The 24,685-nt window shown below is 58.9% G+C and carries 20 protein-coding genes and 1 tRNA gene; 15 read left to right on the forward strand and 6 right to left on the reverse strand.

The features are described 5' to 3' along the window. Nucleotides 1–6 precede the first annotated feature (6 nt). The 11 genes from pth (at nucleotide 7) to BBDE_RS04255 (ending at nucleotide 11,138) form a co-directional block, all read left to right on the forward strand. Nucleotides 7–606, forward strand: a complete 600-nt coding sequence (pth, locus tag BBDE_RS04205) for an aminoacyl-tRNA hydrolase (RefSeq protein ID WP_003840623.1) — start codon at nucleotides 7–9, stop codon at nucleotides 604–606. Then, nucleotides 596–4,117: a transcription-repair coupling factor gene (mfd, locus tag BBDE_RS04210; RefSeq protein ID WP_003840620.1), complete on the forward strand. Its 3,522-nt coding sequence runs from the start codon at nucleotides 596–598 to the stop codon at nucleotides 4,115–4,117. The genes pth and mfd overlap by 11 nt, the downstream gene beginning before the upstream one ends. A gap of 120 nt (nucleotides 4,118–4,237) precedes the next feature. Then, nucleotides 4,238–5,536 carry a phosphopyruvate hydratase gene (gene eno / locus BBDE_RS04215; RefSeq protein ID WP_003840619.1) on the forward strand — a complete coding sequence of 433 codons (1,299 nt, stop codon included), beginning with the start codon at nucleotides 4,238–4,240 and terminating at the stop codon, nucleotides 5,534–5,536. 72 nt (nucleotides 5,537–5,608) lie between these two features. Continuing rightward, nucleotides 5,609–6,169 (forward strand): FtsB family cell division protein, encoded by a 561-nt coding sequence (locus BBDE_RS04220; RefSeq protein WP_033489268.1) that lies wholly within the window; start codon nucleotides 5,609–5,611, stop codon nucleotides 6,167–6,169. A gap of 14 nt (nucleotides 6,170–6,183) precedes the next feature. Further along, complete coding sequence (locus tag BBDE_RS04225; RefSeq protein ID WP_003840615.1) at nucleotides 6,184–6,750, forward strand: DUF501 domain-containing protein; 567 nt, start codon at nucleotides 6,184–6,186, stop codon at nucleotides 6,748–6,750. Nucleotides 6,751–6,783: 33 nt separating this feature from the next. Then, the gene (locus BBDE_RS04230) at nucleotides 6,784–7,779 is read left to right on the forward strand and encodes a Ppx/GppA phosphatase family protein (RefSeq protein ID WP_003840613.1); all 996 of its coding nucleotides are present in this window, start codon (nucleotides 6,784–6,786) and stop codon (nucleotides 7,777–7,779) included. 41 nt (nucleotides 7,780–7,820) lie between these two features. After that, nucleotides 7,821–7,900, forward strand: a tRNA-Leu gene (locus BBDE_RS04235). Nucleotides 7,901–8,087: 187 nt separating this feature from the next. Continuing rightward, nucleotides 8,088–8,657, forward strand: a complete 570-nt coding sequence (locus tag BBDE_RS04240; RefSeq protein ID WP_003840610.1) for a hypothetical protein — start codon at nucleotides 8,088–8,090, stop codon at nucleotides 8,655–8,657. Between the two features lie 44 nt (nucleotides 8,658–8,701). Then, nucleotides 8,702–10,159: an L-serine ammonia-lyase gene (locus tag BBDE_RS04245; protein ID WP_033489306.1), complete on the forward strand. Its 1,458-nt coding sequence runs from the start codon at nucleotides 8,702–8,704 to the stop codon at nucleotides 10,157–10,159. 51 nt (nucleotides 10,160–10,210) lie between these two features. Further along, nucleotides 10,211–10,618 carry an FKBP-type peptidyl-prolyl cis-trans isomerase gene (locus BBDE_RS04250; protein WP_003840606.1) on the forward strand — a complete coding sequence of 136 codons (408 nt, stop codon included), beginning with the start codon at nucleotides 10,211–10,213 and terminating at the stop codon, nucleotides 10,616–10,618. Between the two features lie 40 nt (nucleotides 10,619–10,658). Beyond that, on the forward strand, nucleotides 10,659–11,138 hold the full coding sequence (locus tag BBDE_RS04255) for a GreA/GreB family elongation factor (protein WP_003840604.1): 480 nt from the start codon (nucleotides 10,659–10,661) through the stop codon (nucleotides 11,136–11,138). A 117-nt stretch (nucleotides 11,139–11,255) separates the two neighbouring features. Here BBDE_RS04255 and trhA read toward each other — a convergent pair whose 3' ends face one another. After that, entirely contained in the window at nucleotides 11,256–12,152 is an 897-nt protein-coding gene (gene trhA, locus BBDE_RS04260; RefSeq protein ID WP_003840601.1) for a PAQR family membrane homeostasis protein TrhA, read from the reverse strand. Nucleotides 12,153–12,285: 133 nt separating this feature from the next. Here trhA and BBDE_RS04265 point away from each other — a divergent pair, with 133 nt between their 5' ends. After that, nucleotides 12,286–13,770, forward strand: a complete 1,485-nt coding sequence (locus BBDE_RS04265) for a sensor histidine kinase (RefSeq protein WP_003843901.1) — start codon at nucleotides 12,286–12,288, stop codon at nucleotides 13,768–13,770. Nucleotides 13,771–13,872: 102 nt separating this feature from the next. On the opposite strand, the gene BBDE_RS04270 is transcribed toward BBDE_RS04265, so the two are convergent. The 4 genes from BBDE_RS04270 to BBDE_RS04285 all read right to left on the reverse strand — a co-directional run bounded on the left by BBDE_RS04270 (nucleotide 13,873) and on the right by BBDE_RS04285 (nucleotide 18,996). Further along, nucleotides 13,873–14,151, reverse strand: a complete 279-nt coding sequence (locus BBDE_RS04270) for a WhiB family transcriptional regulator (RefSeq protein WP_003809589.1) — start codon at nucleotides 14,149–14,151, stop codon at nucleotides 13,873–13,875. Between the two features lie 84 nt (nucleotides 14,152–14,235). Beyond that, complete coding sequence (locus BBDE_RS04275) at nucleotides 14,236–16,059, reverse strand: FtsK/SpoIIIE domain-containing protein (RefSeq protein ID WP_003840599.1); 1,824 nt, start codon at nucleotides 16,057–16,059, stop codon at nucleotides 14,236–14,238. 93 nt (nucleotides 16,060–16,152) lie between these two features. After that, on the reverse strand, nucleotides 16,153–17,535 hold the full coding sequence (locus tag BBDE_RS04280) for an LCP family protein (RefSeq protein WP_171843672.1): 1,383 nt from the start codon (nucleotides 17,533–17,535) through the stop codon (nucleotides 16,153–16,155). Nucleotides 17,536–17,604: 69 nt separating this feature from the next. Beyond that, a complete protein-coding gene (locus BBDE_RS04285) occupies nucleotides 17,605–18,996 on the reverse strand; it encodes an LCP family protein (protein WP_442857952.1) in 1,392 nt (463 codons plus the stop codon). A gap of 274 nt (nucleotides 18,997–19,270) precedes the next feature. Between BBDE_RS04285 and BBDE_RS04290 the strand changes: the two genes are divergently transcribed. From BBDE_RS04290 to BBDE_RS04300, 3 genes are read left to right on the forward strand one after another with little or no spacing between them, the layout of a single operon-like run. Then, nucleotides 19,271–19,570, forward strand: coding sequence for a WhiB family transcriptional regulator (locus tag BBDE_RS04290; RefSeq protein ID WP_003840592.1), 300 nt, complete (start codon nucleotides 19,271–19,273; stop codon nucleotides 19,568–19,570). A 32-nt stretch (nucleotides 19,571–19,602) separates the two neighbouring features. Beyond that, nucleotides 19,603–22,701, forward strand: a complete 3,099-nt coding sequence (locus tag BBDE_RS04295; RefSeq protein WP_003840589.1) for a glycosyltransferase family 2 protein — start codon at nucleotides 19,603–19,605, stop codon at nucleotides 22,699–22,701. Then, entirely contained in the window at nucleotides 22,698–24,233 is a 1,536-nt protein-coding gene (locus BBDE_RS04300) for a DUF5719 family protein (protein WP_012902072.1), read from the forward strand. The genes BBDE_RS04295 and BBDE_RS04300 overlap by 4 nt, the downstream gene beginning before the upstream one ends. Before the next feature lie 4 nt (nucleotides 24,234–24,237). On the opposite strand, the gene BBDE_RS04305 is transcribed toward BBDE_RS04300, so the two are convergent. Beyond that, nucleotides 24,238–24,666 (reverse strand): metallopeptidase family protein, encoded by a 429-nt coding sequence (locus BBDE_RS04305; RefSeq protein WP_074695905.1) that lies wholly within the window; start codon nucleotides 24,664–24,666, stop codon nucleotides 24,238–24,240. Nucleotides 24,667–24,685: the final 19 nt, after the last annotated feature.

Consider the following 24,685-nt stretch of genomic DNA (forward strand, 5'->3'; position numbering starts at 1 on the left):
AGAACGATGGCATCTGATTTCTGGCTGATTGCAGGATTGGGCAATCCGGGCTCCAAGTACGAAGGAACGCGCCACAACATGGGATTCATGACAGCCGACCTGCTGGCGGAACGCTGGTCGGTCAATTTCTCCGATCACAAGGGGCTGGCCATGCTCGGCAAAGGCGTAATGAACCTGTCGGGCCGCAATGTGAAGTTCTTTCTGGCCAAACCGCTGACCTACATGAACGATTCCGGCAATGCGGTGGCTTCCATCAGCTCGTACTACCAGATTGAACCGAATCATATCGTGGTAGTCCATGACGACATGGACCTTGATTTCGGCCGCATCAAGGTCAAGTCCGGAGGCTCCGCCGGCGGACACAACGGCATTAAGTCCATTGATCGTTCGCTTGGCACGCCGAAATACGCCCGTGTGCGTATGGGCGTCGGCCATGCCCAACGCGGTGCGCACGCCCACGACAATACGGTGAACTGGGTGTTGGGCGGATTCGGGCCGGACCAACGCAAGCAGTTGCCTGAATTCCTTGCCGATGGCGCCGATGCGGCCGAGACCATCATCTTCGACGGTCTCGCCAAGGCTCAGGAGCAGTTCAATGGCCGCTGAGCTGTCCGGCATCCTTGACGTACTGGAAACGGATGACGATTTCCGTGCGCTGATTTCCGGTGAGGTCGAGGAACCGGAATCCGACATCGATCCCAGCATCACCGTAGGCGTTCCCGAAGGTCTACGGCCGGCTCTGGCGGCCGGTGCCGCCGGCAGCAGGCCGGTCGTGCTCGTTGTCGCTTCCGGGAGGGAGGCGGAGGAGACGGTCGAGGCGATTCGTTCCTGGTACGGTGGCGACCCGCAGGATGTGGCCCAGTTGGAGGCTTGGGAAACGTTGCCTCATGAACGTCTGTCTCCCCGTGCCGATACGGTGGCCAGCCGCATGGCGGTGTTCCGCAGGTTGAAACACCCCGAAGAGGGGAATGCCATGTTCGGTCCGATCCGCATTCTGGTAATGCCGGTGCGATCCCTGATTCAGCCGGTAGTGGCCGGTCTTGGCGACATCGAACCGCTGGTATTCACGCAAGGCGAGGAATTGGCGCTCGATGAAGCGTCGAAACGATTGGTGGAGAGCGCCTATACGCGTGTGGACCTTGTGATGGACCGTGGAGAATTCGCCGTGCGTGGAGGCATCATCGACGTATTTCCGCCGACGCTGCCGCATCCGGTGCGTATCGAATTCTTTGGTGACGAAATCGATGCCATCAAGCAGTTCCATGCTTCCGACCAACGTACGTACGGAGAGCCGCTGGAGAGCGTCTGGGCCACGCCATGCCGTGAATTGCAACTGACGGACGCCGTTCGCGATCGGGCGAAGTCCCTGATCGGTTCCATTCCCAACGCCGAGGATATGCTGGAATCCATCGCCAACGCCATTGCGGTAGAGGGTATGGAATCGCTGTTGCCGGCGCTCGTCGACGACATGGAATCGGTGCAGGGCATGTTGCCGCCGAATGCGCTGATCATGCTTTCCGATCCGGAAAAACTGCGCAGAGGCGCCGATGATCTGGCCAAAACCGCCAACGAGTTTCTGGCTGCCAGCTGGCATGTGGCCGCGTCCGGTCATGGTAGTGGTGCGCCCATCACCTTCGATCAGGCGAATTTTCTTGACTTCGAAGAGACCATAACGTCTCTTGCGTTCTCGCAGCATGACGTTTGGAAACTCACCAGTTTCGGTGTGGATTCCAGTCTGCCCGGCCATGTACGAATCGATGCTTCGAATCCAGGCGAATATCGTGGTGACGAACACAAGGCCGCCTCCGGCATTGAGGGGCTGCTCGCAGCTGGCTATGACGTGACCATCACGGCAGCCGCACAAGGCACGTTGGCCCGCCTGAAACGCGCCATCAACGAAACCGGCATCACCAACTTCGAGTGCGTGCGATCCCGTGCCATCGACGGATTCGTGGATAATGCGGCGAAAACAGCATTGCTGACCGAGCGTGACCTGACCGGCCGCACTTCGGCTGCGGGCCAGGCCAAAACCCCGAAGCGCCGGCGCAAGGCCATCGATCTGATGGAACTGAAATCCGGCGATTACGTGGTGCACGAGCAGCACGGCATCGGACGTTTCGTTGAAATGCGTCAACGTACTATCGGTACCGGCGCCAACAAAACCACCCGCGAATATCTGGTCATCGAATATGCGCCGAACAAACGCGGCGCCCCGGCCGACAAACTGTTCATCCCCACCGACCAGCTCGATCAGATCAGCAAGTATATCGGCGCCGAGGCGCCGAAACTCAACAAACTGGGCGGTTCCGATTGGGCGGCCACCAAAGCCAAGGCACGTAAACACGTGCACGAGATCGCCGAGGATCTGGTCAAACTGTACTCGGCCCGCCAGCGTACGCCCGGTTACGCCTTCGGCAAAGACACGCCATGGCAAAAGGAACTGGAGGATGCCTTCCCGTATCAGGAGACCGCCGACCAGCTCACCACCATCGACGAGGTCAAATCCGACATGGAACGATCCGTACCGATGGATCGTCTCATCTGCGGCGACGTCGGTTTCGGCAAGACGGAGATCGCCGTACGTGCCGCTTTCAAGGCGGTGCAGGATTCCAAACAGGTGGCCGTGCTCGTACCGACCACGCTGCTGGTGCAACAGCATTTCGAGACGTTCACCGAGCGCTATGAGGGCTTCCCGGTGAATGTGGCCGCAATGAGCCGATTCCAGACCGCCAAGGAAATCAACGACACCATTACGGGTCTGGAGGACGGCACCGTCGACGTGGTGATCGGCACGCATAAGCTGCTCAATCCGAAAATCAAATTCAAGGATCTGGGACTCGTCATCATCGACGAGGAGCAACGGTTCGGCGTCGAGCATAAGGAGACGCTCAAGGCGTTGCGTACCAATGTGGACGTGCTGAGTCTGTCGGCAACGCCTATTCCACGAACGCTTGAGATGGCCGTCACCGGCATCCGTGAGATGTCCACACTGGCCACGCCTCCCGAGGATCGTCTGCCGGTGCTCACCTATGTCGGCGCATATGAGGATGCGCAGATCACCGCAGCCGTACGTCGAGAACTGCTACGTGGTGGCCAGGTCTTCTACGTGCACAATCGTGTGCAGGACATTGCGTCCGTCGCGGCGAAGATTCATGACCTCGTGCCGGAAGCGCATGTCGGCATTGCGCACGGCAAGATGGGGGAGAAGCAGCTCGATGGCGTGATCCGTGACTTCTGGCATCGTGACATCGATGTGCTGGTATGTACCACGATTATCGAGACTGGTCTTGATATCTCCAACGCAAACACGTTGATCGTCGATCATGCCGATCGTTTCGGTCTCAGTCAGCTGCACCAGCTGCGAGGACGAGTCGGACGCGGCCGTGAACGCGCCTACGCCTACTTCCTTTATGATCCGGCCAAGCCGATGACCCAGCAGTCGCATGACCGTCTTGCCACCATCGCGCAGAACACGGCGCTCGGTTCCGGTTTCGACGTGGCCATGAAGGATCTGGAGTTGCGTGGCACCGGTAATCTGCTTGGCGATGAGCAGAGCGGGCATATCGAGGGTGTGGGTTTCGACCTGTATGTGCGCATGGTCTCCGAGGCCGTGGAACAGTACAAGGAGCCGGAACGCACCGAATCGGTGGCCGTGAGCATCGACCTGCCGATCGAGGCGTCCATTCCGGTCGACTATATCGATTCCGACAAGCTACGGCTTGAAGCCTATCGCAAGCTGGCCGCGGCCCGTACGGAAGGCGATCTCGAGGAACTGCGTGACGAGCTTGCCGACCGTTATGGCAGGCCGCCGGCCGAATTCGGCGCATTGTTCGACGTGGCTCGATTGCGGGCCAAGGCGCGAAGGCTTGGCATCACCGAGATCATCGCACAGGGCCGTAATGTGCGTGTGGCCAAGTTCGAGCCGCGTGAATCCGTGCAGCTTCGCATGGCCAGGATCTACAAGGGCATCCAGTACAGACCGGTCACCAAGACGTATCTGGTTCCCGCCCCCTTTGCAGGTTCGCTCGGGTCGAAGCCGATGGGCTCCGACGAGGTGGTGCAGTGGACGGATCAACTGTTGGACGACCTCGATTGGTCTCCCACCCCTCGCAAGTGAGGATGTCCGCAGATGTATGTGAGCGTTCACATGATTCGTGTCGGAAAAGTTTGCGCTACGTCCACAAAACGCACTATTCTAGGCATTGTCATCACAACCTAACGTTTATAAGGAGTAGTTGTGGCAGTAATTGAAAGCGTTTACGCGCGTCAGATTCTCGATTCCCGCGGCAACCCGACCGTTGAGGTCGTTCTCGACACCGAAGACGGTGCCCAGGGCCTGGGTCTCGTTCCCTCCGGCGCTTCCACCGGTGAAGCCGAGGCTTGGGAGCGTCGCGACGGCGACAAGTCCGTGTACATGGGCAAGGGTGTGCTCAACGCCGTCAAGGCCGTGAACGAAGAGATCGCTCCGAAGGTCATCGGCATGGACGCTTCCGATCAGCGCGCTCTCGACGAGGTCATGATCGAGCTCGACGGCACCCCGAACAAGGGCCGTCTGGGCGCCAACGCCATCCTCGGCGTGTCCCTGGCCGCTCTGTATGCTTCCGCTGAATCCACGGGCCAGCCGCTGTACCGCTACATCGGCGGCACCAACGGCCACATCCTGCCGGTTCCGAACATGAACATCATGAACGGTGGCGCTCACGCTGACTTCGCCACCGACATCCAGGAGTACATGATCTCCCCGTACGGCTTCGATACCTACAGCGAGGCTCTGCGCGCAGGCGTCGAGGTCTACCACACCCTGAAGAACGTCCTGAAGAAGGAAGGCCTGGCTACCGGCCTCGGCGACGAGGGCGGCTTCGCACCGAAGATGAAGTCCAACAAGGACTCCCTGAACTACATCATGGACGCCATCTCCGCCGCCGGCTATGAGCCGGGCAAGCAGATCGGCATCTCCCTCGACGTGGCCTCTTCCGAGTTCTACAACAAGGAGACCGGCAAGTATCACTTCGAAGGTGATGACCGTGAGGCCGGCTACATGCTCGACTTCTATGAGAACCTCATCAACGAGTACCCGATCGTTTCCATCGAGGATCCGTTCCAGGAAGAAGGCTGGGAAGACTGGGCCGCCATCACCGCCAAGCTCGGCGATCGTCTGCAGTTCGTCGGCGATGACCTGCTGGTCACCAACCCGGCACGTCTGGCCAAGGGCATCGAGCTCGGCGCCGCCAACTCCCTGCTGGTCAAGCTGAACCAGATCGGTACCGTCACCGAAACCCTCGACGCCATCGAGCTGGCCACCAAGAACGGCTTCACCTCCATGGTCTCCCACCGTTCCGGCGAAACCCCGGACACCACCATTTCCGACCTCGCCGTGGCAAAGAACACCGGCCAGATCAAGACCGGTGCCCCGGCCCGTGGCGAGCGTATCGCCAAGTACAACCGTCTGCTCGAGATCGAGGAGGAGCTCGGCTCCACCGCTCAGTACGCCGGCTACAGCGCTTTCAAGGCTTGCAAGAAGTACATCGCCAAGTGAGACCGCGCTGGTAAGTGCTAATTGAAATGCCCGCCGCATCCCTCGTCGAATGCGGCGGGTATTTTCATTGCTATGAGTACAAAGACACGCAGGACCGGCAAAGGCAAGTCCAAGGCGAAAGGCACGGCCCGATATAGCAGCGCAGGGCCGATCGCTTTTTTCTTGTCATTGTTTATCGTGGCGTTGGGGGCCATCCAGTTGGTGTCAACCTTCCATACCTACGCATTGAATCTGGCGGAACTCAACGGGCTGAAAAAACAGGAGGCGTCGCTGATCGCCCAGAAGCAGGAGCTGGAGAACGACATTGCGAGATGGGATGACAAAGCCTATGTAACGGCTCAGGCCCGCGACCGTCTTGGATTCGTTTTTCCGGGGGAGCAGGCCATCCGGGTGCAGCATCCCGAAGCCGTGACCGGCGAAAGCGCCGCGAACGCCAATGACGCCTCACAGAGTAAGTCGCAGAAGACGTCGTTGCCGTGGTATAAGGAGATGGCTTATTCCTTCAAACAGGCCGATCAGGCCGATGACAAGAAGGCGGCTGCAAATGGCGGTACGACGGAAAGCAACGGACAGCAAGACGAATCATCCGCAAATACACAGAACAACGACCAATCACAGTCAGGAGCGCAATAGGAGTGACACAGGACATGACGATCATCGAACAAGCCGAAACCCTCGCGGCGAAGGTACTGGCCACCCCGGCGACCGATCAGGACATTGACACGGTGAACAAGCAGCTTGGTCGTTACCCGCGAGGCATGATCGCCGTCGGTGCCCGATGCGCGTGCGGACGCCCACTGGCTGTGGTGACCCGACCGTTGCTGCCTGGGGGAGTGCCCTTCCCTACGACCTGCTATCTTACCGGCCCCGAAGCGGTGAAGGCCATTTCCCATATCGAGGCTGAAGGCAGGATGAAGGAATACAACGACCTGCTGGCCGAAGATGCGGAGGTAAAGGCTCAATATGAGCGGGCTCATGAGCTGTATTTGGCGTTCCGTCACGAGATCGCCAAAGCCGTAGGCGATAGCGAGGAGCATATCGAGGGCACCAGTGCGGGTGGTATGCCGGTGCGCGTCAAATGTTTGCACGCACTGCTGGCCCAGACGCTGGTTATGGGGCCGGGTGCCAATCCGATCGGTGATCTCGCCCTTCAAGCCATTCGTGACGAATTCGACCCGAACGTGTGCCGCTGTGCGGTCGATATCGAAGCGTGAACGTAAACCATAGTGAAAACCCAAGGTGAGAAGATGAAGTCTGTTACCGTTGCCGGCATCGATTGCGGCACGAACTCAATCCGTTTGAAGGTCTCCCGTGTGGATGAGAACGGCGTGGAAGACATCGTGCCCCGCATTCTGCGCGTAATCCGCCTGGGGCAGGATGTCGACAAGACCCACCGTTTCGCCGATGAGGCGTTGGAACGTGCCTATGCGGCCGCTCGTGAGTTCGCCGGGATATTGGCTGAACATCCGGTCGATGGCATTCGCTTCGTGGCTACTTCGGCCACTCGCGACGCCGAGAATCGTGAAGAGTTTGAGGATGCCATCGAGCGTATTCTCGGCGTCCGTCCGGAAGTCATTCCCGGAACGGAAGAAGCCGATCTGAGTTTCCTTGGTGCGACGAGCATCGTACGCAGGGATGTCGAAGCCCCATATCTGGTGGTCGATCTGGGCGGAGGCTCCACCGAACTGGTGCTGGGCGGTGACGGTGTGACCAAGCCGGTCACGCAGGTGCAGGCGGCCTTCTCCATGAACATCGGCTCGGTACGCATGACCGAACGCCATCTCAGGAACGATCCGCCGACCGAAGCGCAGATCGACGAAGCCATCCAAGATATCGACGAGCACATCGACGAAGCATTCCGGACCGTTCCCGCAGGCAAGGCACGCACCATCATCGGCGTGTCGGGCACGGTGACTACGATGACCGCACTGTCGATGGGGCTGACCGAATACGATCATTCCGTGGTCGACGGAGCACGCTGCACCCTTGAGGATGCATTCGCGGTGGATGACAGGTTCCTGCGCATGCCGCGTGAGGAGCGTTTGACTTACAAGACCATTCATCCCGGTCGTGTGGATGTGGTCGGTGGTGGTGCGCTGGTGTGGAGTCGCGTGCTCGCCAGGGTTTCCGAGGCGGCGCAGGCCGACCATGGTCAGGCCATCGATTCCTTCATGGCCAGCGAACATGGCCTGCTTGACGGTATCGTGCTGGATTACGGCACCAGATTGCTTGCTGCGCGCTGACGTGGCATAATATCTTCGCATCGTCCTTTCGGGGACGATATGCCTCCATGGCGAAATCGGTATACGCAGTCGACTTAAAATCGACCTCTTCGGATTGTGGGTTCGAGTCCCACTGGAGGCACGGAAAAGCAGGTGGCAGTGACTCCGAGCCAAGCTGGGCAATGCCATGTGATTGATATCCGCCGATGAATGTGCAATGTGGCTCCAACATGGATTGGCGTATCCATGTTGGACTGAATACGAAACATACCGTTATTACACTGACTGGCGTTGATAACCCGTAGATTCCATACGAACGGAAAAATGACATGACGTCGAAAGATACCAGACCAGTAATCGAACAGCCCGCCACCGATATTCCGCTGATGCTGTCGCAGGCAATCATCATCGGCGGGGTGCTTTGCATCGGCGAGGTGATATGCTCCCCGCTGTACTACACGTTGCTGAAAAGCTCTCTGGCGTTGTTGCCATGGGCTTTGGAAGCATGTTTCATGGCGGTGGCCTTCACCTATGTCGTCGGTTTCGCGCTGCTGTGGTGCTCCGAGTCGTTCACCTTCAAACTACGCGAGAAATTCCGTGCTTTCGGATACGCCGCCGTGGGACTTATCGGCTATGGCGTATGGAGTCTGCTGGTCTTTACCGCAACCATCAATTCCGTATTGGCCAACGTAGGTGAATCCGTGCTCACCAACGGGCAGGTCGGGGCCATTGCGCTCAATGGCGCGGCATTGGGCTTCATCGCGTTTTTGCTGGCGAAACTGCTGGATGTCGAACTCGCCAATCGCAAGGGCATGGCCATCGCTATGCTCATTGCGGAAATTGTGGTTGGCCTTGTAGGGCTGCTTATCATGATTCGCATGTTCTCTGTGCTGTACTGAATGTCCGGATTCGTACGGCTGTCGTTCAGGAAGGCAGGGTGCTCGTGTTCAGCATTCTTGAAATGTTCAAGATTGGTGTTGGTCCAAGTTCCTCGCATACCGTCGGACCCATGGTCGCGGCTCATGAATTCGTGACCGCGCTGGAACGTGACGGTTCCCTCGAACGGGTAGGTCGCGTGCGAACCGTGCTGTATGGATCCTTGGCGCTTACCGGATTGGGGCATGGTACCGATAGAGCCACAGTGGCCGGGCTGGAAGGCAATATGCCGCAAAGCGTCGATACTGACCATGTGAACACCATTCGGCAGGAATGCGAGCGGTCGGGTGAGCTGTCGCTGAACGGCACGCATCGTATTCCGTTCGACTACGCGCATGATGTGGTGATGGATGTGTGGCATCGTATGGCGGCCCATCCCAATGGCATGCGATTCCAGGCCTTCGATGCGTACGACAATCTGATCGAGGAACAGGTTTGGTATTCCATCGGGGGAGGATTCGTCCGTCGAGGATCCGTCGAGGATCCGATGATCGGCATCCACGATCGGCCTCCGGCAGGAAGCGCCTTTTCGGAACGGGACGATGATTCTTCCATTGATACCGCCGCAGTACCATATCCCTTCACGACCTGCGACGAGCTGATCGCATTGTGCGACGAGCATCATATGAACATCGCCGACATGGTGTGGGCCAATGAGACGGCCATGCGTTCGGCGGTGCAGGTGCGCAGCGAGCTGGATAACGTGTGGCGTGTGATGCGTCGATGCGTGCAGCATGGCTGCAACACCCTGGAGACGGTGCTTCCCGGCGGGCTCGAAGTGCCGCGCAGGGCACCGAAGATGTATGCCAGGCTTGCGTCCAACAGCGATGTGCTTGGCAGTGACCGCCGCCGTGCGGATGCCGTACTCGAATCGTCCGATGCGGCATGGGTCGATCTGTTCGCGCTGGCGGTATCGGAGGAGAATGCCGGCGGCGGCAGAATCGTCACCGCACCCACCAACGGCGCCGCAGGCGTCATACCGGCCGTGCTGCACTACTACTGGCATTTCGTCGATCATGCCGGTGAGGAAGGCGTGGTCACCTTTCTGCTTACCGCAGGAGCGATCGGTTATCTGTTCAAACGCAATGCCTCAATCTCCGGCGCCGAAGTCGGATGCCAAGGGGAGGTCGGAACGGCTTGTTCCATGGCGGCGGCAGGACTGTGTGCCGTGATGGGAGGTACGCCGCGACAGGTTGAGAACGCCGCCGAAATCGGCATCGAACATAATCTGGGATTGACTTGCGATCCGGTCGGCGGACTTGTGCAGATTCCCTGCATCGAACGCAACGCTATGGCCGCCAACACCGCCATCAATGCGGTGCGCATGGCCATGTTGGGGGATGGCACGCATATCGTCAGTCTCGATCAGGCCATCAAGACCATGAAGGATACCGGTGAGGACATGATGGCCAAATATAAGGAGACCTCGAGGGGTGGTCTGGCGGTCAACGTCGTTGAATGCTAGTTTGAATTAGTGCTAATCTAAGTGGCATTGTGTTTTTCAAGGAGGTTCATCATGGCATCTGAAATGCCTACCGCAACCGGCGAATTCGGCGATCGTCCGGCGTTCGAGTTCCCGTCCGAGACCGCCCCGGCCGGTCTGAAGGTCGTGGAGCTGTTCGAAGGCAACGGGCCGATGGTCCGCCGCGGCGATACCGTTACCGTGAACTACCATGGTGTGGTCTGGGGCAAGGACACTCCGTTCGATTCCAGTTTCGACCGTCATCAGCCGGCCAGCTTCGGCATTGGCGTGGGGCAGGTCATCAAGGGCTGGGATCAGACCGTTCCGGGGCATAATGTCGGCTCCCGCCTTATGGTCTCCATTCCGCCGGAGTATGGTTACGGCTCTCGTGGCGTGCCACAGGCCGGTATCGGTGGTGACGACACCTTGGTGTTCGTAATCGACATCATCTCCACCCGCTGACAACCGGGTATCATTCTTCCAAGGTCAAGGAGGACGCAATATGGCCGAAGAAAAGACGCTGCTGCTCACGCAGGAAGCCTATGACAAGATGAAAGAAGAGCTCGCTTGGCGTGAAGGCGAGTATCGTGACGAAATTCTCTCCAAGGTCTCCGCGGCTCGTGCCGAAGGCGATCTGAGTGAAAACGGCGGCTATCAGGCGGCTCGTGAGGCTCAGCGTGTAAATCAGGGCCGTATCGACGAGCTGACCGTCAAATTGCGCAATGCGAAGATCCTGACCGCCCCCAAGGAGGGTGAGGTCGGCGATGGCTCCGTGGTGACGCTTGAACTCAACGGCCGTGAATTGGTCTATGTGCTGGGAACGCGCGATCTTTCCATCGCCACCGACTATGACATCATCAGTCCGGAATCGCCGATCGGTGCGGCCATCAATGGTGCGCATGCCGGCGATACCGTGTCGTACACGGCTCCGAACGGCCGCGAGATTTCCGTGACCATCAAGGACGCCAAGCCGCTCGTCTGAATGCGGTGAGCACGTCGCCAATGTGATGTACGAAGAGCGGGTCCCGTCGAAACATGACGGAACCCGCTCCTTTAGTATGTGCAGCCGTCATACGGCCACTGGCCACGAACCGGCAGGCTATGCCATAATCGTCCACAATTGCACGATCACCATGTAGATGGCCACCATGTGGCAGGCATATCCGGCTACGGTCCCCAGATGGAAGATTTCATGGAACCCAAACACCTTCGGCCATGGGTCGGGTTTTCTCAGGCCGTAGACGATGGCTCCGGCGATATAGCAGGCGCCGCCGGCGGCAAGCAGCACCACGACTGCAGGCCCGGCATACGGGGAAATCCAGAACAGACCCATGAAGGCGACGCCGGAAACGCCGAAGAAGATGTAGACGATCACATACAACCAACGCGGCGCACTGATCCAGATCACATGGATGACCAGCGCCACGATGGTGCACGTCCACATGCCGATGATGATGGAGTCGCGCCAAAATGAGCTGAGGGCGAACGAGACGGGAGTGTATGTTCCCGCGATCAGCAGAAAGATGTTCATGTGGTCGATGCGACGCAATACGTCGGTGACCCGAGGCGACCAGTCACCCAGATGATAGCAGGCGGAATTGCCGAACAGTACCAACGAGCAGGTCATGAACACCGCGCACGCCCATTTCAGGCCCGTCCCGTGTGCCAGGCAGATCAGTACGATGCCGGCCGCCAATGCCAATGGTGCGGCGATGGCGTGAAGCCAGCCACGCAACATGGGTTTGGGGCGTCCGTGCACGTCAAGGCGGATCTTGCGTTCGATTTCCGCGGGGACGATGCCTTCGACCTTCGCCGCATGCGCTTCACCTTTGGCGATGATCAGCTTGGCTTTCTCGTCGGCCTTTCGTCGGATGTTCTCGGCCTGATTGCGTGCCTTGATTCGAATCACGTCCGCTTTGGCCTGCAACGCCTGTTCTCGCGCTTCGCTAATTGCGGCGCGTTTTGCCTCTATCTCTGCTTCGGTGGGTTTCGCCATCGTGCGCCTCCACTATATGTTACGGAACCGTAACCTACGTTACCGTAACATATGGATATGTCAAGCGGCATCTTCGCCATACCGACGGACCATGACGCGCGTATCCTCGTGTGCGTTGCGTATGATGGGGTGCATGGCTGATTTCTCACATATTCTGACGACTCGACCGGATTTCGATGACGAAGATCGCGAATGGCTGCATCATCTGGTGGCTGACTGGCAGGTAATCGCAGACCTGAGTTTTGCGGATCTGTTGCTGATTCTGCAGAACGGCGATGGGAAGTACATCATAGCCGAGCAATGCCGACCGTCCACGGTGATGAGTTTGAGGACCGACGATGTGGTCGGCGACGAAGTGCCCGCGGATATGACCGGCGAACTCGATGCCGCCATGTGCTCCGAAACGGTGTTCCGTTCCACGGTGCTGCGCAAAGTCGGCAACTCTACGGTCTGTAACGTGTATGCGCCCGTACGTCACAATGGCAAGACGCTCGGTCTGGTGGTTCGCGAAACCAATATGGCGACGCGCGAATCGAACGGCCGGTACGAATCCGAAAGCATCGGTGCAGGCAAGCAGTTGTATGAGATGATTCCGCGAGGTCAGTTCCCGTACCGTAACCCGATCATGAACCAGCGGCATAACGCCCGTGTATCCGACGGCTTCATTGTGCTGACGGTTGACGGCATCGTACGTTACGCTTCTCCGAATGCCATCAGCTGCTTCCGTAGGCTCGGCTCGGTCAGCACGATGCAGGGGGAGTACCTCAGTGAGATCGGTACCAGACTGCTGCATGAGAACGATCCGGTGCTGGAGACGCTGCCGTTGGTCCTGAGCGGCAAGGCGGCGGTCGATTCCGAGCTGGACGCCAACAAGTCGGCGGTCTCGATGCGCTCATTGCCATTGATGGATACCAATGGACGCTGTGGCGGTATCGTGCTTTGCCGTGACGTCACCGAACTGCGTCGCCGTGAGAAGGAGTTGCAGACCAAGGATGCGACCATCTCCGAAATCCATCATCGTGTGAAAAACAATCTGCAGGCGGTTTCCGCGCTGCTCAGGTTGCAGGCACGCAAGACCAAGTCCGAAGAGGTCAAGAAAGAGCTGAAGGAGGCCCAGCGTCGTGTGCAGACCATCGCCATGGTGCACGAGGGCCTGAGCCAGACCGCCGACGAGATCGTGGACTATGACAAGGTCATTTCCAGCCTGTTGAAGATGGCCGTCGATTTGGCCACCATGCGCGACCAGCACATCAACATCGACTTCATCGGCAAGTTCGGCATGATGCCTGCGCAGGATGCCACGCCATTGTCGCTGGTGCTTACGGAATTGATCACCAACTCCGTGGAGCATGGCTTCGAGGGACGCAAGGATGGCCGTATTACGATTTCCGTGGGTCGTGGTGGCAACAACCTCAATGTTGTGGTCGAGGACGATGGTACGGGTCTGGCCAACGAAGAACATGATGGCATGGCACGTTCCTCCGGTTCCGGGTTGGGCACACAAATCATCAACACCTTCGTCACCAATGATTTTGGCGGCACCGTGCGTTGGGAGCCACGCCATGGCGGGGGCACCCGGGTGGTGCTGGATATGAAGCTGCGTGCGGCCCAGGACTGACCCGGGACGAGCTGTACCGAAAAAAACGAAAGGCCGGTCGGATTCAATCCTTGTGAATCCGACCGGCCTTATGATTACGATCGATGTGGGCCGAAAACCGTGTCAGACCTGCATCTGCATAGCCTGGGAACGGCGTGCCCGCATGGCACGACGCTTCAGGGCGCGGCGCTCATCCTCACTGAGGCCTCCCCAAACGCCATAATCCTGGTTGGTGTCGAGCGCGCACTTCAGGCACGCATCAATCACCTTGCAGGTACGGCAGACGGCTTTGGCCTCTTCAATTTGCTGATAGGCGGCACCGGTGTTACCGACCGGGAAAAACAGCTCCGGATCCTTGTCACGGCACGCGGCCTTGGCTCGCCAGTCAAAAGCACTGCTCATATATTCGCCTTCCTCCTGCCTTAGTGGCACTGTAAGTCTGTTACTCAGATAACCACGAATCACACGACTTTTCAAGAGTCCTTGCTAAAAAGAATCACTCGGGTCTGCGAAATCCTTCCGTTCCACGCACTGGACAAGACAGGCCGACGCCTGACGTATGAACACTGCACGGCCGGCGATCATGTAATCATCGGGTTCGAATCCATCCAGTATCGGGCCCGGAATGCCGTTCATCAGGTCATTGGTCCGATCTCCGGTCGGGAACACGATACGGGTGGGGCATCGGTCAGCGAGTACGGCATTCGGCTTCTCCACGGCGCAGATTACGGTGACATCGGGATCCGCCAATGCCATGCGCAGGTCGTTGGCCGCATCATCGGTGCGAAATGGATCGAGCAGATCGTCGGCGTCGTCCACGAACCAGGCAAGACGCCCGTGGCCTTCGGAAACGTAGGTATCGCGCGTATGCCGGGCATCATGGTTTTCCCTGCCGGTATGGTAGACGTTCCGTATCTTGTAGGTGTATCGCACCATGCGCATGCCGCTCAGATACAACTGCGATGCGCAATGCAGCAGAAGATTCGTCTTGCCGCGGCCATAGGCGCCGATGATGGCGATATTGCCGTGAGCGATGTCCAGGGAGATAGGCTCGACGACGACGCCGTTATCCGCCAGTGCGAACGGTATGCCATGCCAAGGTTCATCGCCGAGCATCCGCAAATCCCGCATGGTCACATGTTCGGCGAGCGGTGCCGAAAAGAGAGGTTGTTGGAGCGTGCATCCATGGAAGCGTGCGGCGGTGTCGATGGCATCGACCAATGTCTCAACATGACGTACCGCACTGCAACGGAACCCCATGACTCGTTGGCCGTCATGGCAGTAGGCGCCTCCCGGCATGGAGGGACTGATGTCTGCGGCGGCATTGGTGCCGATCAATTCGTGGGATTGCATCCGATCGGTGACTCGTAGGCAGACGTTCAGCGAGATATTGGCCTTCATGTCGGCATGCACCTGCCCCACGGGATTCTGGGTACAGACGATCAGATGCATGCCCAGCGACCGCCCCAACGAGGCGAGCCGATTGAGTCGTTGCATGTAGTCGGGCAGCCGATCGCGCAGGGCATGGAATTCATCGATGACCACCACGAGCCGTGCCGGTGGATGCTTCAGTTGATTGATGTGCGATACCCGCTCCTCACTGACCAGCGCCTCACGCCGTATCAGTTCCCGTTCGATGGCGTTCAAGGCACGTATGGCATGCGATAGGTCGAGATCGCATACGTTGCCGACGGTATGGGGCAGATGCTCCAACATGTTGAACGTCGATCCGCCCTTGAAATCAAGAAAGACGAAATGCAATGCCTCCGGACTGTACCGTATGGACAGTGCCATGCACCAACTGATGAGCAGAGCGGACTTTCCCGATCCGGTGGTGCCGGCCACCATGGCATGAGGTCCGGCGTGAACCAGATCGATCGCGAACGGTGCATGAGCAGTCATGCCGATGTCGCAGCCGGAGGAATTGGTCTCGAACCAGCGGCGTACTATGCTACGCCATATCAACGGATCGTCATCGAGATGATGCAATTGCTCGAAGTCGATGCAGGGAATTCGTGAGAGATCGGACGACGACCGGCTCGATTGCCAGGCCACGTCGGGCGATGTCTGGCTGTTGGAGATGCCGGTATCCGCCTGCGACGTCGCCTGACGGGCACGTCTCGACCGTATCGCCATCACGGCCAGCGACAGTGCGCTGCCGAGCAATCCCGGAGCAAGCATCAGCACATACAGCCAGTGACGTTGCATGCACATGATGATCAGCATGACGAACTGCGCCAGTACCGGAGTGGACCAACTGAGCAACATGAGCCGGTCATCGTCGAGTTGGGGATGGTGAGCGTTGTTCATGACGGCAGTCTGGACGCCGCCACGAACAAGGAGCAAGTCGAATCGGGGGTTGTGGTCGGAGGACGTGGGTTATCCACATCCTCCGGCGTGTCGTCAGCTTTGCTCGGCCAGCGTTCCCACGGTGCCGGAGGCATGCTTGCCCGTTGCGAGCTGCGAGAACAGATCGAGATTCTTCTGCTCATCGAGCAGTACGCTCGAGCCGACGCCGTCGACATAATAATCGGGATCCGTCCAATACACGCTTCCCGAGATGCCCTTGTCTCCGGATGCGCTCTTGAACGCCAACGCCATGCGCAGCAGGGAAGCGGTGGAAGCCTTCTCATCCACCGTCACGGAACTCAATGCGGCCTGGGCCACGGTTTTGGCCTTGGCGAAGTTCATCAGGGTCTGTCGGGACGCGGCCTTTTTGACGATGGCGTTAATGACCTGTCGTTGCCGCGCCGCGCGGCCGAAATCACCTTGTGCATCGGCGTAACGCATACGGGAGAACGCCAAAGCGGTGTTGCCGTCCGCGGTATGGCAGCCGGCGGTCCAATTCAGACTCGAATACGGATCGTCCACATCTTGGTCGTAGCACAGTTCGACCCCGCCAAGCGCGTCCACGACCTTGACCAGGCCACCAAACTGGATCAACGCGACATGGTTGATCTTCTGTCCGGTGATGTCCTCGACCTCGTTGACCAATTGCTTGCCGCTATACAGCTGGGCGACGGCATTGATTTTCATATACTGCTGATCGATCTCCACCAAGGAATCGCGAGGAATGGAAATCAGCGACGAAGGGCCTGACGCCGGTTTGGTCAGTACCAGAATCGTATCGGTGCGAAAACCGGTGACCTCTCCGGTGTCGCCGGTGGTGCCGTCTCGTTCGTCGGATCCGAGAATGAGCCAGCTTTCCCCAGCCGTATCAGCCTTGCTTGTGAGCCAGGATTTCTTGTTGAGCTGGCCGTCCACCCAGTTCCAAGCGGAGAAAACGGACAGTCCGAGCGCCATGATCAGCACCAACAGGACCGTGAGTGCTATGCGGCCGGGATTATGGCGGTTGCGTGACTTCATCTTTACGGCCGATGCCGTGCCTGCGGAGACTCCCCGTGCAGCGGGGGCGGAGGATGCCCTGCTGATCTGAGTCGTTCCCCGCACCTGCCCTGTTCGCGCGTTTGCCGGAGCGAATGAGGCTGGGGTTTGGCTCGCATGCGTCCGGTCACCATGTGATTGGGTGTCGCGGTTTGAGGGAGTGATGCGGCGAGGGGCATTGGAAGGACGGGTCGCGGACGGTTGGAAACTACGTGGGACGTCACCTGACACACCCGTGCCGGAACGCGCCGGCTTCGCAGCAGGGGAAAAGCTGGGAATCTGCGAAGCCGCACCTTGGGCCGCCGGCTTGCGTGACTGTGATGTCGATTTTCGACGCCCTGCGGACGGAATGAAGCTTGGCGGTGTCCCGTGCGGCTCCGTGCCGCCGGTTTCTTCGGTCATAGTTCCTCCAGTACGAATCGTCCCTACACCCATTTACACCGAGTGGAACCGGGAAGAGTCGTCAACGGCCTAGTTCTTTGCCGGAACGGCACATACCGTGGCATTCAGATAACGGTCTGCGATGCCGATGTACTGACCGGTGGTTGCATCATGAATCGAACCATCTTCCGGATCGACGGTGCCGCCGGTGTTCGGGTCGATCAGTGTGCCGTCGGCTCGGGTGATGAGGCCGGTCGTCGCGTCGGGGGTTTCGGTGGATTGCGCCTGTTCGCCGGAATTCTCATCGGTGTTCTGGGATTCAGTGGTGCCGTCGGTGGTCGTCGAATCAGTGCTGGTTGCGTTTGTCTCGGTTGATTCGAAGAGCGACTTGCCTTCACGCATCTTGGCCCATACTTCGTCGGCGTTATCGGCCCAAACGGATCGGTTTGGATCGGACGGCGCCGCGACCACTGGGACGGTCTGCGTGTACAGGTGCGACATGTTGAAGTTCTTCAGGCTCATGGCCAGGCCGACCAGAGCGGCGGTGTCGGCCATGCCTTCGGAGATATTGAGGGATTCCAGTGCGGATTTCGCCAACTGGTACAGCTGTGCCGTATCCGTGAACAGGTTCTTGCTCAGGGCTTCGCTCATCAACTGTTTGATCAGATACTGCTGGCGCGTGGTGCGGGCGGTATCCGAACCATCTCCCAAGGTGTAGCGGGTACGGGCGTACTGCGTGGCCTGAGTGCCGTCGAGATGCTGCATACCCTTTGACAGCTGCAACGTGGAGTAGGGGTCATCGATATCCTGCGGCACGCAGATGTCGACGCCGCCGATGGCATCGATCATCTTCACCAGACCGGCGAAATCGACGACGATGAAATTCTGGATGTTAAGGCCGGTCAGACTGTTCACGGCGTTTAGCGTGCAGCTGGCCGCAGAGGCCAGATCGCCGCCGGTCTGGTATGCGCCGGCGAAGATCGAGTTGAACATCACGCCGTATTGCGCGGGAATGGTGCCCTTGGAAGTCTCACATTGTGGAACGTCGACCAAGGAATCGCGGGGGATGGATACCAGATTGATGGCCGAGCGGTCGGCGGAAATCTGCAGCATCATGGCAGTGTCGGCCTGATGATTGCCCGTCATGTCGCCGCCGATGGCCTGGTTCCCCTCACCGTCACGCGAGTCCTGACCGAGTAGCAGGATTTCGATCGGCTTGCCGGAATTCGGATCGATGATGGTCGGTTCGGCCGACACGGATCCTTGTCCGATCACATCCACCTTCTGGTGCTGAATGACATTGTCCACGTCCAGCCATGTCGCGGCGGCTGCGGTTCCCGCGAACACCAGCATGGCCACGATGACCGATGCGACCACGGTCCGCGCGCGATGCTGCACGCGGTACCCGAGGCTGTGCCTTGGATTGGAGTCGCGCAGGCCATTGATGTTAGGAAGCTTGTTGCCGGCAGGAGAAGAGGTCACGGTATCGCCTTCCTGATCTTGAAGTACTCGCGTCGATCGTTCGACGCACCCTGAAAACATATAACACTACTAAAGCATGTGATTATAGGCCCATCACATGAGATTCACCGATTCTACGGCAAATCACCTTATCCGCGTGGACAAGAAGGAAGGGTGTACCACATCACGCCGAAAGCAAGGGTATTGACACGTCATGAAATTTGACAAAAGCAAATTGCATGTGTGTAATTTATGACGTTGCAGAAGGTGCACATTATAGATAAAGGAGGGACGCATGTGGGGCGTTGTCGGCGATTCCTCCGAAAATCCGCTTGCTGAACTATGGGGGCTGTTCAAGCAGGATGATGATGTGTCATGGCAGCACAAGGCGTTATGCTCGCAAACCGATCCGGAAGCGTTCTTCCCTGAAAAAGGCGGTTCCACCAGAGACGCCAAGCGGGTATGCGCACAATGCGAGGTTCGTGAACAATGCCTCAAATGGGCCATCGACCATGACGAACGGTTCGGCATCTGGGGCGGCATGAGCGAACGTGAACGTCGTCGGTACAAGAAAGAACGTAGGGAGCGTGCGTGACGCATGGCGTTCCGCATGCGTACACTTGAGCTATGAGTTCCATTGCCAGCAGCGATATTCAAGAGACCGTGACCGGCCTGCTGAACAGCAGGCCATATTCTCATCGTCAGGATGTCGATGCATCCGTCGCCGCGGTGATAACGGTAGAGGAGGATCTGCGCTTCTTTCCGTCCACCTTCACCGCAGTGCTGTCGCAGCGGATGTTGCCAGGCACCATTGTGGTGGTGGACTGCACCGGCGGAATCATGCAGCCCATGCAGATGTCCTTCGAAATCATTCCCTCCCCGGCAGGACCGATCATCGAAATGCCGGAGGGCAAGACCGTCCGCGTGGTGCTGCTTGGCGTCAAGGGCGCGACCTCCTTCTCGAATGCCGTTGTGCGCGGGATCGGCAAGATCGATCTTGATCCATCGGTGCAGGCCCTGTGGCTGATGCACGACGATTCCAGGCCTGCCGATGAATACTGCCTGGAATCGTTGCTGGATGCCTGGCGCAATACTCCCACGGCATCGCTGCTTGGTGCCAAACAGCTTGACTGGCAGGGCGAGACGTTGCACGACGTCGGTCTGTATGCCGGTAACCATGATGTCACATCCTTGGTGGTGGATGGCGAACCCGATCAGGAACAATATGATGGGCGACAGGACGTGTTCGCGGTCGATCTGGCAGGCGCTTTGGTGCCGTTGTCCACATTGCGATCCACCGAAGGCATCAACCCATGGTTCACCACATATGGGGAATCCATTGATTTCTGCCGACGCATATGTCTGGGCGGCGGTCGTGTGGTGGTGGTTCCCAAGGCCCGGATCGCCCACAGGAGAGCACGGTTCGAGGGTGTGAGGACCAAGGACGGACAGCCGTTGGATGATGAGGACCGCATCGATCCGTATATGGGCGTGGTCGTATCCGAAACCCGATATTCCTACACGGATCGGCATCGTTCCTGGTGGCCGTTGTTGTGGCTGTGGTCCATCGTACAGTCGTTGGGACTCGCAATACTGTGTCTGACTCGCAAGCGGCCATATGAGGCATGTTGTACGTTGGCGTTGCCGTGGAGGACCTTGTGGCGCCTGCCTTCGGCGTTGCGTGCGCGAGGCGAGGTACGCAGGCAAAGCAAGGTTTCGATGAAGTCATTGTCCACGTTGCAGGTGACCCGCCAGCAGATCGCACAGTGGCGTGACCGTCGCCAGGCATTCCTTGATCAGCGCAATGTCGTGGTACTCAGTCCTCTTGCCAAGGAGCATCTGCGCAGAAGACTCGTCCGTCGTTGGTCTTTCGCCCTGATCGCTGCGATCATCGCATTCGCATGGATCGCCATACCGTACTGGAATGTATTGCGCGAAGTATGCTCCGGTGCGGTCATGTATTCCGATACACTGCTGCCCACGTCGGCGAAGTTTTCGCAATTGGTCGAAACGGCGACCACATCATGGGCCTATGCCTCCGGTACCGGGATCAGTGCGCCGAGTGCCCCATGGCTGCTGATATTGGTGTGCGTGTCGGTGTTAACCGCGGGCCATGTCGCGGCGGCCGTCGCAGTGGTGTTCTTCCTGTCCGCCCCATTGTGCGTGATGTCGTTCTGGGCTTTGGCGGGCGTTTTCACCCGATCGGATACGGTACGCTCCGTGACCGCATTGGCTTGGTTCGCGTTCGCAGTGGCACTGGGCATCTACCGCGACGCCGATGTCGCCATGATGACGGTGATGGTGTTCCTGCCGGCGGCATTCGCCTTCTCATTCCGCGCGGTGGGTATGTATCGTACGGAGGAGCCGACGCAACCCCATGCTTCGGTGCAGGCCGCCGCAATCGCCGCACTGTGCTTCATTCCGGTGGTCGCCGCCGAACCGCAACTGCTCTTGCCGCTGATGGCGTCGTTCCTGCTGTTCCTGATGCTGGTGCGCAGCCACAGGCCGGCATTGTTGCTGATTCCGTTGCCCGCGGCCTTTGTGTGCGCCCCTACGTTGGTGAATGCGGTGCGTTTCGCTACCGTCGGATCGTGGCGGCAGATTTTCGGCAGCATCATGCTTCCGGATTCCGCGCACGATGGCTCTCCTGCGATACTCAACCTGTCCGATGTGCTTTCCCGCGCGTTCGGCATCTCCACGGTGCCGAAGGGCGTTTGGGGAGCGTTGATGCTGGTGTTGCTGGCCATGCTGGTGTTGCTGGCCGTAGTCTCGTTGTTCCTTCCTTTTGCCCTGCGTGTTTCGCGCATGATGTGGGTGGTATCGCTCGCCGGATTCGTGACAGCACTGCTCTCCGCAGCGGTGGCGGTAGCGGTTGACGCGGACGGTGTCGTGGCCGGCTCGGTGTTGCCGGGTGTCTCTTTCATGATGATGGGCGTGCTGGCCTGCGTCTGTCTTGTTGCCGGCGGTGCCGTACAGCGTTTCGTGTCATTACGCGAATCGGCGAGCGGTGCGGTGCAGATCGAAACGCGGCATCGTGTGCTGCCGACCGTAATCCGCACGGCACGCATCGCCTTGGTATGCCTGCTGCTCGCCTCAGTGGTGGCCTGCATGGGTTTTGACTGGTTTGAACATGATCGGAACCGGGTGCATACGAGCCGTTCGGGATTGCCTATGGTGGCTGCGGATTACCTTGAGCAACGGTCCGACCATCGTGTGCTCGCTCTGCGTGCCGACGGCGCCAATCATGTCAGCTACACCGTGATGCGTACACAGTCCGGCGATCTGATCGACAGTTCCCCGGCGCAACGCATCGAAATGGTTGCAGGCCGTGTCGACGATGCCAATGCGCGCATCGCCAAGGACAGCGCGCGCCTGCTTTCGAACGCCGATGCCGATGCCATCGCCGATTTGAGCGCGTTGGGCTTCGGCGGCATCTATGTGGTGCGTGCCGACGACAACGCGTCCCAGAAGGAGTCAGCCGATCAGCTGAGTGCGAACATCGGCGCATCCGACGGCACGCAAAGTGTGGTGAGTTCCGAGCAAGGCACCTATTACCGCCTTACCATTCAGGACTCGGCCAAACAGCATGTCAACGGTTCGGGAATCAGAACGGCAACAAGCAGCCCATGGCGTTTCGCATGGCTGTGGTGCATGGGCGTCATTATCGCGTTGTACTGCCTGGTAGCTGCGCCCCGTATCCGTCATCGCAATCAGGAGGCAGCATGAGCCGTCATTCTCGTACCCGTACAGGTGTGGCCTTGCGGGTGGCGCTCGCAACCGTGTCGACGGTGATCATCATCGCATTGATGGTCGTATCGCTGGTCTACCGTCCTTCTTGGCTGAATCCTGATTCATCCGCGATCTCACGATCATTGGTGTCCCATACCGTAAGCCCGACGCAGTTGGAGACATATTGCCCGGCTCGCATGACCATAGCCGATACCGAAGCCTATGGCGACAGCGAATATCAGGCATCCAACGGCAATGTCGCATCCTCCGTGCGATACACGGCGTTCGGATCAGTGTTCCGTTCGTCGGCGCTTACGTTGGGATCGGAGGACACGTCATCCGCAACGACGTTGAGTAAGCAGGATGCAAACGATGATGACGAAATCTTCGTGGCTTCCGGCAACGTCGATGACGGCGCCAAACTGCAGGATACCCGTCTGCTGGCTTCCAGCGACGGTACCGGAGCCGTCTCGTCGGTGATGTCGTGGGCCACCGACGGTGATTTGAAAGGCGTTTCCGCAGCCTCCTGCGTGGCACCTGCACTGGAACAATCGTTCCTGGTGACCGGCACTCAGGCAGGCATGACCCAGCAGCTGGTGGTGGCGAATCCGTCCGCCAAGGCCACTTCGCTGACGGTTAAGGTGTGGGGTGCGGATGCCTCGGGCGCATTGGCCCTATCCACGGGTTCCACGCTTACCGTGGCGGCGAATGGTGAGACGGTGATGAATCTTGCGGCCGCAGCTGCCAAGCAGGATGCGCTGTACGTTACGGTGTCCAGCGATGAGACACCGGTTGCGGCGATCGTTCGCAGCATCGCCATGGATGGCCTGACGGCCAAGGGCTCTGACTATGCGGTCGCCAACAACACGGCATCGAAGAAGCTGGGATTCGGCGCACTGAACGAAGGCGATGCGGTGAAACTGTACCTGTTCGCCCGCCGGAGCGCCGATGTCACGGTTTCTTGGGTGGATGGCAAAGGACTCAAGCAGGCGCATCGGCAGACCATCGAAGGCGATCGGGCGTCGGTCATCGACCTGGGCGACGTGCCCAAGGGGGTGACGGGCATCATCATCAGCTCCAGCCAACCGATTTCCGTCTCCGCGAAGATCGATGACGACGGCAACGACGGGCAATCCGATTTTGCATTGGTGAATGCGGCAAGTCCGTCGCATGTCTCCGCTGTGGCGATACCCGATCAGGCTTCGGCGAAACTGGGTGTCATGAATGCTTCCGATCAGGAAGCATCCGCCGTGCTGCGCTGCTATGACGCAGACGGCAAGCGAATCGACGAACGCACCATCACCCTGAAGGCGGGGGCGGCCACGATGTTGGATCTTGCGGATGTCGATGGTACCGTGGCGGCCGTGAGCCTGAACGATGACGACGGGGCCATGGTATGGAACGGACGCATCGGGCAGGAAGACGTGGCAAAAGCCAAGATGGCGGGCCTGTCCATCATCTCGCCCGTCGATTTGAAGGAGACGAAGGAGCGGATCTGGGCCAACGCCGACATGACCGTCGTACGGTAATGACCTACATACCCCAGTCAGGATCGATTTCTTCGGGACGTCGGCCGTAAAGTTCAGCCAAACGCGAGACCACTTCGTCACGGATGGCGAACTGCAGATCCATGCGGCTGCGTGCGTGGGACTGCAGCGGCATGCGGTAGAGCACAATGCGAGGCGGTATGCCATGATCAGCGGGGAAACACTGCGATCCGAAGTGAGGCACGGCCTCCCAAGGGGCGGGATCGGACGGCGGCACATCCTCGACGGCGAACTGCACGGGAGCTACCAATTCCGGCCATGCGCCATTAAGACGTCGAATCTGCGCCACCACCATATCGTCGAACATGCCGCTTCTCGTACGATATCGAGGCAGACGCGTACCGAACATAGGCGTTCGAATGCCCCTTCCATGACGATTGCGGTACACTGTAGACTCCCAAGGCAGTTGATGCATAGCCTCTACCATAGCAAGG

The sequence above is a fragment of the Bifidobacterium dentium JCM 1195 = DSM 20436 genome (assembly GCF_001042595.1).
GTDB lineage: Bacteria > Actinomycetota > Actinomycetes > Actinomycetales > Bifidobacteriaceae > Bifidobacterium > Bifidobacterium dentium.